Below are 14,188 nucleotides of genomic sequence, written 5' to 3'. Positions count from 1 at the left end.
ATTTTTTACGCCCCCATCTTCATTTACGCAACAATATCTTCGTGAGAAGGACAGCCCATCTCTTCCAAAACAAAATCCATTTGCTGAAAATACTCTTCCCATGAGGGGTATTTAAAACTATTAATACGCTCAAGTTGTGCCCTTCTGCGACTACTCTCCGACGCAGCGTATTCTGAGATAAGTTCTTTCCAGCGCCTGCCATCCAAAGGATCAATATAGTCAGGAATATGTCCTGCAATTTCTTTAAATACCGCCAGATCGCTAGCAATCACTGGTACTTTCAGGGTTAAGGCTTCAACAAGAGGCAAGCCGAACCCCTCACTGAACGATGGAAAAAGCAGAGCTTGAGAGTGAGAAAGATAGGTAACTAAATCTGCATCCGGGCAATGTGATAATTCAGTGACGAACGTTTTAAGAAAATGAGAACGCTCGAGAATGTCTACCACATTTTCACACTCCCAGCCACGTTTGCCAATGATGACTAAATGAGGAGCGTTTTCTCCCATCTGTTCCACTAACTGGCGCCATATCTGCAGTATTAATAAATGGTTTTTTCGCGGTTCAATGGTACTTAACATCACAAAATAGGGCTTCTGGATTGGCCTTAAACCAGGTTCAATAGCTGGTGGAATTCCTGAACCCAGCAAAATAGCCTTAGTATAAGGTAAATCATAATTGTGCTGCTTTGAATAAAGGATTAAGTCATTCAGAGTCGCCTCTGAATTGGTGATGATTGCGCTTGCCAGCGATAAAATGGAAGCCATTTTTTCGTGGTATCGCCGGTCTTCTCCTGGGCTGCAATATTCAGGATACGTAATCGGGATAGTATCATGAACGATAAAAACGGGTTTAATACCCTCTTCTTTTGCCAGACGTTGATAATCGGATTGTCTTAAACCGACATGCCCCGTGTTTAGTAAAAAGGCTGGCTTCTCTTTACTCATTTTTTTGCGCGAGAAAATGCCGCTAATAATACATTTGGCTAACTGGGAACGAGTACCCTCACTGTTCAGCCATGTGAATAATGCCTTAGATTGAGCCCGCGGTAAAATCCAGCTCCGGCCGCTCCAGCGTACAAGCGCGAGCCCTCTTTCGCTATAGTGATTGACGAAAGCCTGAGTAACCCTGTCAATACCCGTAATCGTTTGTTTTTTAAGTTTACGCCGCATTAGCCGGGTGATATCAATAACAATATTCATTCAGAATCCTTATGCAATATGCTGTTTCAACCAATCCAGCATATACTCCTGAACCTCTGCTGGCGCTTGATCGATACTTTGCATGCATACAAAAGCGACATTCTTATTTTTATGGGCCTGATTCAGGCGTTTTTTTATTTTAGGAAAAGAATGACTGGCCCCATTAACCATTGCCACCTTCTTTTTAAGATCATGCACTGCCCGCTTTTCTTTTAAATCAAAATGAACCATCAAGGGTACGCTCGATACCTGATCCGCATGTCGAAATGGAATGCGTATATTCCTGGAAAACAATTCGGAATTGTTTGTCATGTACTTCTCAAAAGAACTTCGGAATAAAGGAAAAGGGGCATGCGGGAGAAGATAAAAATGCGTATCCCAACCGCTCATTCTGGCAGATTTTTCCTGCCATGCCCGATGAGGATTAGTCTTTGGAAGCGGTTCCTTAATGCTAAACCATTGGCTTAGCTGTTTTTGCAGTCGATAAGTCCATCTTTTCTCTGCCTGTACCTTCCATTCGCCTCGAAGAATTAATTGCTGGTTGCGAAAAAAATCCTCCGGGCTGACCTCCCGAATGATAAAAAAATCGTCGTTGAGATAAAGAAATTGATCCGACAAGCCGGGAATATGCCAAATTAACCACTCCACACTGATGCTGTTGAATACCGGTGCTTTTGAGCCAAACTCTAAAAGCAATTCATTCTGATCAATTATTTTAATTTTTTTTGCCAGATTACTACCCTGTAAATCTGCGATTACCGAAGGAATTTGCTGATTGGTGATAATAAAGATTGTTCTAATCCAGGGGGCGAAACGATCAAGCGAAAGCAGGCAATACTGAATTTCATTACAGTGGTTAATACGTGTTGGTTCAACGGCCGTATGCTGTTTGATTCCCAATTGTTCGCAAAACGATCGCAGCTTCTCCAGATAAACAGGATCATGGCCGTCAACCCATGAAATAACCGCATCAATTGGATTCATATTCTCTCTGGGCTCTCTCACAAACTCACAATTTTAAAAGAGTTTAATTGAAAGTCCAGAAAACTATGAAATTTATTGAACTAAGGGCTTGAGGGGGGGCGCAATTGGGTAGAATCCTCCAGGCATTGCAAACTTAAGTTTCTTTTAAAAAATAAATGACTGTTTTCAGTCATCGCAGAACTCAATATAGATTTTCTGAATGACTCACCAAATGATTCAAAGACCTCAAGATTAGCAAGCGCGTCAGTCATTTCTGACAAATAAGACCCCCATCTTGGTTTTATATTGGCTAATTTATCATTTCTGCTGTTTAATAATCTGATAAAGCTGACTGCAAGCATTTTTAATTCTTTAGAACTCTTCTGATCATTTTCCAGAAGATCGACAGCAGCGACTCTCAACTCGTTTGCAAGTTCCAATATCTGTTTTCCTTCAGCAGGATAATAAATTGAAAGAGTCCAGGCGAATGCTTCCAGACGGGAAAGATGAAAATACAATCCCTGGCTATCAATGCTAAAAAAGAATAAACCACATGCCACATTTTCTTTTCCCGCAATCAATTGAACAGGAGCCTGATTACCCAGAAACTCCTGAGAATATATATCTTTTACCAAGGCTCGTTTAATCTCGATACGTTCATTGTTTTCCAGCTTCCAGTTCACTTCGGCCGCCACCAGTTTTTTAAGCCTGTTATTGATACCATATTTATATTTTTCTACCAAGGCTCTACTGATGAGTTCGGGCATTAGACTTCGGAGGCCCAGCAGGGTTAATACAAGACTCTCTAATCGGACTCTTTTTATCGACTGATTAATTGAGATACATGAAAATCTGTCGCTCAGATCGTATGCTGATGAATTGGAAAACTGGTGCTTTCCAATATCAATCAAGCTTTGAACTATTGCATGTCCCTGAGGAGATGTTAAAACTACTCTTCTGTCATATAACCTGTTGAAAAAAATTGTATAATAACTCTCATATTGCTGATCAGGATCGCCTCTGCTCTCTTCTCTGAAGAGTTTGCAAGCCAGATCCCTTAATTCCACCTGGAAAGAAGATAGATTGCAATTGATACGATTGAGGCTGGAAATGCGTGAAAACAGCAGAGCATATGAGGAATCATTCAGTAGTTTATCTTCGACCGCTTCAGTCAGTTTTTGCCATCCCGGTTCATGGATCTGATAGTCATATTTATGAAGGTATTGCAATAACTCGAGTTTAAATCCAAGCTCGGCGCCTTCGGATTCAGGCGCTTCATAGGCTTGTTGTAATTGTAAAAACAGATGAAGCAAATTATTGGAAAAAGTGGGAAGTAATGATGAAAAATTAGCGGGAAACTTTTTAAGGAGGGTCATTATCGCTTCAAGAAGCTCTCGATCTCTAACCGGGATATCAAGCGTCCACAATGAGTGAATGAACAGATTATGATAGGCAGGAGGTATTATTTTAAAGAGATGCTCCCAGGCAGCTCTGACTGGCTTTGGTATGACACGATGAATAAAGCGGCGAAGTTGTAGTGAGCCTCCTTCAACTTTACAGTAGTCACTGCACAAACTGATATAAAAAAACTCGGAGTGTTCCTGCATGAATAAATCATAGAATAATTTCCCCCTTCGCGAATTGGGCCGTAAGCCAAAACCCATTTCAAATTTCAGTTTTGGCCATAGTTCATTTTCAATTTCGCTTAGTATCTCCCTCGCGGTAAAAAGAGACTCTTTCTCACTCTCACTATATTGGGAACGTTTTATTTGATCCCATCGGGGATAAGACGTGGTACAAAATGCCGCATTAGGGTATTTTTTAAGGAATTCAAGCTTTGGGTTTTTTAGTGCCAAAGCTTTTCTTAACAGACTCGCCTCAGATTCTGTAAGTGGTTGTCGCCCCTGAATTTTTTTTTGGATAATCGATTTGCTTTCCCTATTCAAATTATCGATGAAAGATTCACGCGCAGTTCCCCCATACAAGTAAAAATAATATATCTCCCCCTGAACCACTTGCAGGTAAATCTGGTCTTCTTTGAACTGAGTGAATAAACGGTGCATTATCAAGGGTCGTGCATAATTTTTTGGAATTTCCGGTTTGGGAATTGGAAGAACGGGTACAAAATCACTGGTCCATACAACAAAATCATTGGTATATTTTGCATGCAGCAAAGAGAGCCCGAGAATCATATGAACAAATTCTTTTAAGAGAATGGGTTTATCCTCACTTCCGAACTCCCTGAAGAGATGATTAATGACACCCAGAGACCATTCCAGGGGCAGAATTTTATTAAAAATTTCCATTTCGACAAAATAAAAAACCTTATTAACAAAATTTGCCGCTAACTGTTTCTCATCATCATCCGCAATCCGTCTAATTAGTGGTGTCAGGAGTTCTTTATACCAAGGTGTCATAGTTCCGTGCCTGTTAATTAAATCCATTCCAAGTATTTTAATAAGAGATGGAAGCCCTTATAATTTAGTATATTCATAATGGTAGCTTAAGTTAAATCGAATGTGCCTGAAATAATGCCATTCAATGGACGCGCTCTTATTATTAACAGGGAACTGGTCAAATTTAATGTCAAAATTTTTTTTTTATACCGGCCAGAAAATTTTTAGCCTGCATCGGGCAATTACTCTCTTTTTTGTTTATCTGGGCCATTTATCCTATTGCTTCATATTCAAATGGCAGGATGTGCGATGGAGCCATACCATTCTTGGTACTCTGCACTCAGGATCAGTGCTGGTGTTTCCGCTCCTTATACTGAGCTGCCTGATTGGGATGTCTCTGGCTTATAGCATTAACTACATACTTGCACCATTCAATTTGCAGAATCAGGCATTGTTTATTGCACAAAGCACTATCATCCGCGATATGGCGCCCCTTCCGATTGGTTTTATTTTCTGTGTGCAATGCGGGCTTAATCTGATTAACCCGGATCATCCCAGCTTAAATCATACGCCCGATCGGGTAATGCTGGAGACCATTATTCCTTTGATTGTAGGCGTCAATATTACAGCGATGTTACTTTACACCTACATATCAGCGGCTTTTTTTCTCAGTGTTTTTTTAACCTTTTCCTATCTTTTGCATATGAGCACCGACGAATACCTTTTGCGTCTTTCAGAAATTATTAATCCAGCGGATGTAATCACTTCGCTGATCAAAACTATTCTGTATGCAAGCATTGCCAGTTATACTGCAGGTTATTACTATTACTACGTTACCAGTAAGGTGATGCCGGTCAGAAGAGCAGTTTCAAGAATTATAACCCGGGGTTTATTTTGGCTGGTTGTGATTAGTGTGTTGGTCAAACTGAACTTTACTTAACACTTTAGGAATTTCATGGAACAGGAAAGATTTTATATCGGAACAGGTATTTTTGTTTTTTTTGCTCTCATTCTAGCCGTATTTGGTACCCTATTCGTTTATAATCAATACCTTCATGGCAAAATTGAAACCTATGTCATGTTATTTAAAGGCTCTCTCAGCGGACTGGATGCTACCTCGCCTATCACCTATCGCGGCGTTAAGATCGGTGAAGTCAAACGTGTTGAGCTGACCGCTACCAAGTCCAAGACCAATGTATCTATTCCCGTATATGTGGAATTCTTTGTCGAGAAATCATTTGAGCCTGGGGATAATCCAATTCAAATTCTCATCCAGAATGGGATCGTTGCTACTATTTCATCACCCAATTTGCTGACAGGTACCTCCAGTATTGAGCTGGTTCTTGCGGAAAAAAAACAGGCTTCTGTTAAAGCCAGAACTTTTCATGGCGTCCCTTTATTTCCAACAGAAGTGGCTGTCGAAGACGATATGAGCGCCAAAGATACAATGCGAACGGCCAGGCGTACACTGAATGACATCAGTAATTTTGTTAAATCGAAAGAACTAAAAGAAGCCATTATAGCTATTCAGACAATGGCTGACAGTATTAATCAATTTGCCGATTTGATGACAGGCCAGATACCAAGCGCCTTGATCTATTGGAATGAAAGTTTGAAAGAGGTATCCAAAATGGCTTATTCCGTGCGCACGCTTACTGATTATCTGGCGCGCCATCCCGATGCCTTGCTAAGAGGAAGGTGATGAAAAAATATCTCTTAATTGTACTGACGTTACTCTTGGTTGCCTGTGGTCGAAGTAAAGAGCCATTGTTATATGTCATTAATCCCATTTTGAATACAAGCTCACAGGCATACAGTCATTCAGTAATGCGTATTGGTATCGACGATGTGAGTATACCGGAGTATCTGGCCAAGCCCCAGCTGATGTTTTTCCTTAGCGCTAATCAGAGTAAAATGGAAGATGATCATCAATGGGCTGAAGGTTTGCAGAGTAATGTTAAAAGAGTGCTTCGCAGCAATCTCTCCACGCTTATCCCAAATGCCGTGGTCGAAGTAGCTCCCTGGGACCCCAAATTTGATCCCGCCATTCAGCTTCAGGTAAACATTAACGAATTTAAAGTGGATAGTCAGGGCAACAGTATCCTGCAGGCGGATTATGTGATCTATGGACCATCCTTTGAGAACAGGAAATACAGTGCTTACTATCACATCAAGTTACCGGTTGTTAACCAGCAAACCCTTGTAAGCAGTATGAACGCTAATTTTACCTGCTTAAGCCGTGATATCAGCCGCCACATCCCAGTGAAATTAGCGGAGAAACCCAAGGAGTCTCCAGAGACTTCCCTGCCGCCGCTAACTACGAAATAAGCCTGGTCCTGGCCTCACTGCCATTGAGTTAGGGAAATTCTGCAATTGCATGCAGGTTGTGCCCTTGGCACAACATTGAGTTCTGGAGTGGTTAAACCCCTTTGCTGGGCCAAGGGCACAACAATAATTCCTTAACTTAATGGCAGGTGAATCCTGGCCCGACCTACGGGTTCTGATAGATTGCCAGAAGAATTTCCTCTTCCAATCCCTTTGCGATATAAATAGGCTTTTCAACTCCGTTGATAATGATTGAAAAGACCAGCGGACTTCTTTCAGGACGCATCAGAAAACCGGATAATGAAGAAGCATCATGGAGTGTTCCTGTTTTGGCATAAACCAAATGATTCAGATCTGTCTTTGTCATACGTGCCTTCAGACTGCCGCTGCTGCCTGATTGCGGCAATGCCTTAAAAAGGATTTCACGCAACTTTTGATTTTGATACAAGGAGTCCAGCAAATTAACGAGTTGCTGAGCTGTCAGCAGGTTGTAACGTGTTCCCTCCCCGTCGTAAAGAGCAATTTTCTTAACATCAACCGAGGTATTCTTGCTTAATATCTGTTTAATTGCGAATACCCCCTGCTTGTAGGAGCCCTCACCCGTAATAGCAAAGCCCAATTCTTTAGTGAAGCTATTTGCATAAAGATTATCTGACTCTTGCAGCATATGCGTAATCAATTTTTCAGCGGCAGGTGATTCCAGGCTGGCGATCATTTTAGCATCGGCAGGCGCTTTGCCGGTATTCACATGACCGTTCAAAGCAATATGATGTATTTTGAGATAGTCTTCAATTAACTTCCTGGCTCTTGCTACAGGCTGCGGAATGGCCAGCCTCATCACTTTGGGATCTTTAGTCTGAGCGAGACAACCATAGAGTTTCAAGGTATTGCCAGGCATGACTTCAATATTCATATTGCAATGATTTTTTTCGGTTTGAGCAGATACCGTATCCACCTCATTGATGAGATGCAGTGGATTATCAGGCTTCTGCGATTGAATCTGAACCCGTTTGTTTAAAAGCCTGGAGCTGGTAAATTTAAATGCAACCTCATTCGCATCAAGAATTGCCGCTGTATCGGGAGCAGCATAGTACCAGCCCAGATCATCAAAGGACGTTCCTCCAGGATAATAGGGTGGTTTAAAATGTGATACGTCTATTATCAAATTCCCTTTGATCTTCTTTGGAAGACTTGAAAGCAAACGGGCCAAATCCTTAGAAGTCAATGATGGAGAGCCATTGAAAACCACATAAACATCATTCCCTTTTGTCATTAATCGAGTTTTGAACTTATATTCCGGAGTTAATTGATAGAGCGCTGCCGCCGCGGTTAGCAGCTTGGTGCTGCTTGCTGGTGCCAATAGCTTATCCGGATTTTTACTGTAGACTATTTCGTTTGTAACAACATCTTTCACCACTATCCCCACAGTCGCCTGGGGCAGTTTCTGTTCAATTAATTGTTCAATTTTTTCATTAAGATCAGCATAGACAGAGGTGCTGCAGAATAGAAACAGTATGCCGGCAAAACGCATAGAGCTCTCCCTTTAATCGAGTTAATTTATACTGTAGGGGCGGAAGGAATGGGATCCTTGGACATTTCTCCTATTCCCAATGCTAAGGCCAACAGTCCGGAATAAACTGCCTCCAATATAAAATACGCTTTACATAATGCATGCTCATCGTTGGCACATTCCTCACCCATTATGTACAAAGCAATGATAAATGCCAGCTGAGTTAAAGTAATCCCGGCTTCCAGTCCATTAATGATTTTTTCGCTTGTGTGGGTTGATGTGCAAAAGACGGTATAACCGGATGAACCAATTTGCACCACTTTACTCGGAATTGCATTGAGAGTGCCGCCGCTAATGGCATTGAGCCCATTTTCAACAACTGTAGCCACAGCGGATGCTTTTTGAGCTCCCCGATGAGTTGATGAGGATGAATAATAAGGGCCAAATAAGCCAGACATAGAAATCTCCTGAAAACTACAAGGTCACAAACTATATCTGGTTTCGGGTGAAAACGAAAAGTATTTTGTATAGAGTAAACAGAAGAACAATTTTATCGCCGCCATACGAACAAATTGAAGCAATCCAAAAAACTTTTCGAATTGCTTCCGAATCACATTACTTTAGTAGGCGATGGATCATCCAGTTTAGAATCATTTCCCCCTCTTACCTCTTTTATCTGTTCTTTGAAACTTAAAAATTTCATTGAATCCTTGACACTGTTAACAGTCTGCTCCGCTTTGGTTTCTTTTGGTTTAAGGGATGGGAAATAGTTGCCTATCCAGGATAATAGTTTCTGAAATTGGCGGCCGAGCCAGTTTTTACTTTTTGAAGACAATTGATCTTCGGCAGTTTCAATCATTGTTACCGCGGTTTTTCTAAATGCCTGAAGGTCTTTTTTGTCATGAGCCTGTCCGGAAAAGTAATTCATTCCATGAATCGTCAGATTATGGGCCATCTCTCTGATAATCATTCGATCTTTACTATTAACTTCAGACGATTCTGCGCGTCCTCTTAATTTAATAAGCGCGTCAAAAAATAATTTTTGATTGGCCTCTTCCTTCTCAAACTGATGGACTGTACTAACTGAGTGACTCACAAATACATCATACTCTTTTGCCAGTTCTGATAAAGGATTACTGGGTGGAATATTTGCAGCAACTAGCGCTTCCTGCATGAGAGTATTGTCTTTAAGGATGTTTTCTTTATAGAGCTCAATAAAGTTGTTGGCCAAATCCGCAGGTAAAGCATCGACCATGCTCGATAATTGAGTAATCAATACCCTGTAGGATAATTGGGAAGGTACTTCTTTGTTTTGAGCATCTTTAAACATAATTAAATGCGTCATCAACTGATCAAAAACCTCAGGGCTTCTGTTTGCAATAGAGCTAAATTGATTATGGTTCTGAATAATGAACCTGATGTCTTCATCGGATAAACTCATCTGATCCGGATACGCCAGTTTCCAGAGCGCTATCATTTTATCCAGTTTCCAGGCATTTTCCGGTTTATCTAAATCGGCAGCATGGGTATTAAGTGCATCGAGCACCTCTTTTGCTGGTAAACCCTTGTCGATATAAGGCCAATATTTATCAAATTTCTTTTGATTCGCAAAAGGAATGTCTCTTAATGCTTCATATTTCCAGACAATGACGTCATCCTTGGGTGCAGGCATTAAAAGAGCTTCTTTTTCCTTTAGATTACTTACAACAAACTCCCCTTCCCCCAATAGCTCTTTAATCTCGGGATTAGCTCTGAAAAATTCGTGAAGAGCTTTTGGTTCATTGTTATTTACAAAATCAGTGAGTGACAGGGATTTAGTTGCCAATGTCTCCTCTAAATTTCTTAAAAACGCGACAATAGCTTCAGAATGTTCAGGAAGATGGCGATTTAAACGTTGAGAGAAATTCTCCCGATCATATAAATAGAAATCCAACAGCTTATTAATTTTAGGAAATTGATAAGGAACAAGTGGTTTTAACTCAGGACGTCCATTGATATCAAAGTGTTCTGCATTCATTAATTGAGTCATAAACTCTTTATCAGAATCACTGCCGCTGAAATGAACCGCATCATTTCGTTCCCATAAACCTGATGCGGGATTGAAGTTGAAATGAATAGTTAATCCTGCATCGATATTATGAAGCATTTTTCCATTAGTGTCCCAAAACTGAATACCTTGGATGAAATAAGTTTGTGTAAATTCATCACCATTCTTTTCAATATTCCATCGACTGGAGGCTGTATTCCACTTAGCAATGATACCTCGCTGGGTGTAGAGTTCAGAGTTTTGCAAGTGAGCAATACAATAATTTATTGCATAGGAAAGATGTTGGGACTGAGCCTTAACCAGATCTAATGCCTGTGTTTCTGAAATCTTTAGCACTTCAGCGAGCTTAGAAACAGCGGTAGTATTATTTAGCACAACAGTTTGGCCATTAAATTTCAGATCACGTTCAGAATCATTCACAATTTGTAGCTTTTTCCCCGAAACAATTTCTTCTTTTATTTTTAGACTCTCACGGTTAAGCAGTAGTTGAGAGTTTTTTGTTTCTGCAATAGAGATTATTGAATTAAGTTCTTGTTCAAGTTGCGCTTTGACAGTCACTAGCTGATTCTTAAAATCATCTACTGACTCGACAGGTTGTAGTGCCTTATACACCGCCTTGGGTGCATCGGTATTATAGAGATCAAATTGAGCATGCCATTCCAGAAACTCCGGGCTGGCCGTTGGATTTTCCGAATCACTAAATGAGACAGGCCTTATTTGGTTAAATAACGTTCCAGGTAAAGAAAACATTAATGCGTAGAGCTGAAATCGATCACGATCAGTGGACTCAGGAGACAAGGGAATTTTGCGTAAAAATTCCTTCATACGAGAATCAAACTGATATGCTTCATTTAACCTACCCTCTTGTGAGAAGAAAGGCTCAAGATCAGCGTTTTCCAGTTTGATTTTGCGCTTGTCTAACCAAATTGCCTGAGGACCATTCAAGGCCTCAGTCAAGAGATGATTATCCTCCAGGGTCTTCAGGATCAAATCAATATACTGTATCGCAACAGTAAGTGTTCTTTCTTCTTTTGTCTTCGCTGGCATTGTCATTACAACTATCTATTTGGTTATAGTATTAGTTTAATGTATCAGGCTTAAATAAATGTTAAGGATTTGAGATTTATTTAGAGACAAAGTCCAAAATACAGTCTTTGCGAGCGTCAGCGAAGCAATCCAGCTCCTGACTTTATTCAAGATTCGATCTGGATTGCTTCACTTCGTTCGCAAAGACGACAGTGTCGTGAGACTTTATCGATGCCATTTTTGCGGATGCGATTCACGCATCATTAAGACGGCCAGCAAACTAATTAAGAAGCAAACCGGCATGACTAACAAGGCTTTATTATAACTCGCCACAGTATACACATGAATGCCGCGAGTACTCACCCATTCTGTGCTCTGATGAAGAAATACGCCGACTAAGGGCTGGAATACCGCCCCGCCAATAAGAACTGATAAGTTATTAAAGCCAGAAGCGGTGCCCACTAACTCAGGAGGATTATTATCTTTAACCACTGCAAAACTAACCGTCTGACCGCCGGCTCCAATGCCTAAAAGAAATAACACAAAATACATCATCTGGATGTCAACCTGCGGAACATAGAGCAGAAAAATCGTAGCTACCAAACCGCAAAGTGAACTGATGCCCAAGGCAATTTTGCGACTGTGAATCCGGTCACTAACCCAACCGAGCAAAGGGCTTCCAATACCAATACCTAACCAAATCATGCTGCACAGGCCAGACGCAGTAAGCACTGAGATTTGAAATTTCTGTTGTAAATAAGGCACTCCCCAAAGCGCAGCAAAAACTGCGATTGGCGTCCAGATAGCACAGGCATACAAACCAGTTATCCAGGTATAGCCACGCCCACAAACCTGAAGTAAACGCCTCCATTCTTCTTTAAACTGGCGTTTGGTGGGGGATTGCGTTTGCTGATGTGGATAATCTCTGATCACAAACCAGATCAGAGCAGCCAAAATGAGCCCGATAAAAGAAAGAATAAAACTGGATGTGCGCCAACCCACTGCTTCAATTAAAGCAGCTAGCGGCACTTCTCCAAACATCGCTCCAACAGAGCTCATTAACTGGGCAACACCTGCCAGAATAGCGAACTGCTGAGGTGGAAACCATCTGGAAAGCAATACCAGAACGCCGATGAATGAAAAGGCAGAGCCGATCCCAATTAGAAAACGACCCAGGGCGGCGGTCAGCAAACTATCAGTTGCGGCAAAGAAAAAAGAGCCCACAGCACAGAGAATCAGTGCGTAGGTCATTAGTTTTCGAGGTCCGTAACGATCAAAAAGTAATCCAGCAGGCAATTGCATTGGCGCATAGGCATAAAAATAAAAGGCGGAAACAATGCCAAAGCCAGCAGCACCAACCTGAAAAGTATTCATCATAGGATCAGCCATAACGCTAGGCGCGACCTGTAACACAAACTCATACAGATAGAAGCTGGCTGATAATAAAAAAATGATATAGGCACTGGCTTTATTGGCCTGTTGATAATGCGGATAATGCGCTGTCACACCAATGTCCCGAGTGTCAAATCAAAAGGCACATTACACCCATTCGGATTTCTTTTGTCAATCCCCGCAGGATAAATTGCTCCAAGAATCGCAGGATATTTTGCGCCCGTAATCGATTTTAAATTGAAAGGAATGTGGTTCATCGTTTTAGCTGCAAACCAGGCAAACATCATGGCTTCAATATAATCAGCATGAATATTGAAGTCATTGCTCGATTTTACGGTACAGGCACTTAAAAGGGTCTGCAGCGACTGCAGCAACTCGTTGTTATGGGCACCTCCGCCGCAAATCAATACAGTAAGCGGTTCCGGAAATATTTGCTGGATGCCCATGGCTATTGTTTTGGCAGTCAGAAATAATAAACTGGCCTGCACATCCTCAGGAGGATAATCCCCTTTCAGATAGCGGCTTAGCCAGTCTAGGGAGAAATATTCCTTGCCGATGCTTTTAGGTGCTGGGCGTTTGAAATAGGGATCATTCAGTAATTGCTCGATGAGCTCCTGGATTATTGTTCCCTGGCCAGCCCATTCTCCATTTTTGTCATAACTTTTGCCAAGATGCTCGCTTATCCACTGATCCATAAGACAATTGCCGGGCCCCAAATCAAAGCCTGAAATTGTTGTTTCATTATGTAAACAGGTGATGTTGCTGATCCCTCCGATATTCACAATAGCTAAAGGGGTTTCAAGATGTCTGAAAATTTCCTGATGATAGGCAGGAGCAAAAGGTGCTCCCTCTCCACCAACAATTAAATCTCTTGTGCGAAAATCGGCAACCACCGTAATTCCGGTAGCCTCGGCAATAGTGTGGCCGCAACCTAACTGAACAGTATATGGGATTTGAGCACCTGCATCATGACATAGTGTCTGGCCGTGACTGCCAATGGCCTGAATCCACGGTTTCTTATCCTCATGCCTTAGAATAAGCTCCTGGGCAGCCGCGGCGAATTCTCGACCAATAAGCGTATGCAACTGGTTAAATTCGGCGATCGTTTTTCTCTCACCTTGAGAAACCGAAAGAATACTGTCTCTGACCTGATGATCATAGGGTCGGGTTAAACCATCGATAAAATTATTATTGTCATCAATCAGGGCGGCGTCAATACCATCCATACTGGTACCAGACATAAGACCCAGGTAAAATTTCATCAGATTCTCAGCAGGCATAAATAGAATCAGCTATTTTAATATGAATTTCAAACGCATGCTATGCTAAT

11 protein-coding genes are annotated in these 14,188 nt (G+C 41.4%); 3 read left to right on the top strand and 8 right to left on the bottom strand.

The window, feature by feature from the left end; genetic code table 11:
• Positions 1-23: 23 nt before the first annotated feature.
• From LXA66_RS02060 to LXA66_RS02050, 3 genes are all read right to left on the bottom strand, one after another.
• Positions 24-1,199, bottom strand: a complete 1,176-nt coding sequence (locus tag LXA66_RS02060; protein ID WP_233011701.1) for a glycosyltransferase family 1 protein — start codon at positions 1,197-1,199, stop codon at positions 24-26.
• Positions 1,200-1,208: 9 nt separating this feature from the next.
• Entirely contained in the window at positions 1,209-2,183 is a 975-nt protein-coding gene (locus tag LXA66_RS02055; protein ID WP_233011700.1) for a Stealth CR1 domain-containing protein, read from the bottom strand.
• 80 nt (positions 2,184-2,263) lie between these two features.
• Positions 2,264-4,579, bottom strand: coding sequence for a hypothetical protein (locus tag LXA66_RS02050; protein ID WP_233011699.1), 2,316 nt, complete (start codon positions 4,577-4,579; stop codon positions 2,264-2,266).
• A 166-nt stretch (positions 4,580-4,745) separates the two neighbouring features.
• Between LXA66_RS02050 and LXA66_RS02045 the strand changes: the two genes are divergently transcribed.
• The 3 genes from LXA66_RS02045 to LXA66_RS02035 are packed head-to-tail and all read left to right on the top strand — an operon-like array spanning position 4,746 to position 6,886.
• Positions 4,746-5,498 (top strand): ABC transporter permease, encoded by a 753-nt coding sequence (locus LXA66_RS02045; RefSeq protein ID WP_233011698.1) that lies wholly within the window; start codon positions 4,746-4,748, stop codon positions 5,496-5,498.
• A gap of 15 nt (positions 5,499-5,513) precedes the next feature.
• Entirely contained in the window at positions 5,514-6,260 is a 747-nt protein-coding gene (locus LXA66_RS02040) for an MlaD family protein (protein ID WP_233011697.1), read from the top strand.
• Positions 6,260-6,886 (top strand): membrane integrity-associated transporter subunit PqiC, encoded by a 627-nt coding sequence (locus LXA66_RS02035; protein ID WP_233011696.1) that lies wholly within the window; start codon positions 6,260-6,262, stop codon positions 6,884-6,886. The genes LXA66_RS02040 and LXA66_RS02035 overlap by 1 nt, the downstream gene beginning before the upstream one ends.
• Positions 6,887-7,049: 163 nt before the next feature.
• On the opposite strand, the gene dacB is transcribed toward LXA66_RS02035, so the two are convergent.
• The 5 genes from dacB to LXA66_RS02010 all read right to left on the bottom strand — a co-directional run bounded on the left by dacB (position 7,050) and on the right by LXA66_RS02010 (position 14,120).
• Entirely contained in the window at positions 7,050-8,414 is a 1,365-nt protein-coding gene (dacB, locus tag LXA66_RS02030; protein WP_233011695.1) for a D-alanyl-D-alanine carboxypeptidase/D-alanyl-D-alanine-endopeptidase, read from the bottom strand.
• 26 nt (positions 8,415-8,440) lie between these two features.
• Entirely contained in the window at positions 8,441-8,851 is a 411-nt protein-coding gene (locus tag LXA66_RS02025; protein ID WP_233011694.1) for a hypothetical protein, read from the bottom strand.
• Positions 8,852-9,003: 152 nt separating this feature from the next.
• Entirely contained in the window at positions 9,004-11,493 is a 2,490-nt protein-coding gene (locus LXA66_RS02020) for a hypothetical protein (RefSeq protein ID WP_233011693.1), read from the bottom strand.
• 198 nt (positions 11,494-11,691) lie between these two features.
• The gene (locus LXA66_RS02015) at positions 11,692-12,972 is read right to left on the bottom strand and encodes an MFS transporter (RefSeq protein WP_233011692.1); all 1,281 of its coding nucleotides are present in this window, start codon (positions 12,970-12,972) and stop codon (positions 11,692-11,694) included.
• Positions 12,969-14,120, bottom strand: coding sequence for an anhydro-N-acetylmuramic acid kinase (locus LXA66_RS02010; RefSeq protein WP_233011691.1), 1,152 nt, complete (start codon positions 14,118-14,120; stop codon positions 12,969-12,971). The genes LXA66_RS02015 and LXA66_RS02010 overlap by 4 nt, the downstream gene beginning before the upstream one ends.
• Between the last annotated feature and the right edge of the window lie 68 nt (positions 14,121-14,188).

Origin of the sequence: Legionella sp. 16cNR16C (assembly GCF_021297775.1) — a bacterium.
Classification (GTDB): Bacteria; Pseudomonadota; Gammaproteobacteria; order Legionellales; family Legionellaceae; genus Legionella_C; species Legionella_C quinlivanii_A.
Note: the sequence above shows the minus strand (reverse complement) of the source record. Positions and strands in the feature narration are given on the sequence as shown.

What these genes read in the sequence shown, in the direction of transcription:
- LXA66_RS02060 (WP_233011701.1), bottom strand. Translation starts at nt 1,199, where the DNA reads ATGAATATTGTTATTGATATCACCCGGCTAATGCGGCGTAAACTTAAA.
- LXA66_RS02055 (WP_233011700.1), bottom strand. Translation starts at nt 2,183, where the DNA reads ATGAATCCAATTGATGCGGTTATTTCATGGGTTGACGGCCATGATCCT.
- LXA66_RS02050 (WP_233011699.1), bottom strand. Translation starts at nt 4,579, where the DNA reads ATGACACCTTGGTATAAAGAACTCCTGACACCACTAATTAGACGGATT.
- LXA66_RS02045 (WP_233011698.1), top strand. Translation starts at nt 4,746, where the DNA reads ATGTCAAAATTTTTTTTTTATACCGGCCAGAAAATTTTTAGCCTGCAT.
- LXA66_RS02040 (WP_233011697.1), top strand. Translation starts at nt 5,514, where the DNA reads ATGGAACAGGAAAGATTTTATATCGGAACAGGTATTTTTGTTTTTTTT.
- LXA66_RS02035 (WP_233011696.1), top strand. Translation starts at nt 6,260, where the DNA reads ATGAAAAAATATCTCTTAATTGTACTGACGTTACTCTTGGTTGCCTGT.
- dacB (WP_233011695.1), bottom strand. Translation starts at nt 8,414, where the DNA reads ATGCGTTTTGCCGGCATACTGTTTCTATTCTGCAGCACCTCTGTCTAT.
- LXA66_RS02025 (WP_233011694.1), bottom strand. Translation starts at nt 8,851, where the DNA reads ATGTCTGGCTTATTTGGCCCTTATTATTCATCCTCATCAACTCATCGG.
- LXA66_RS02020 (WP_233011693.1), bottom strand. Translation starts at nt 11,493, where the DNA reads ATGACAATGCCAGCGAAGACAAAAGAAGAAAGAACACTTACTGTTGCG.
- LXA66_RS02010 (WP_233011691.1), bottom strand. Translation starts at nt 14,120, where the DNA reads ATGAAATTTTACCTGGGTCTTATGTCTGGTACCAGTATGGATGGTATT.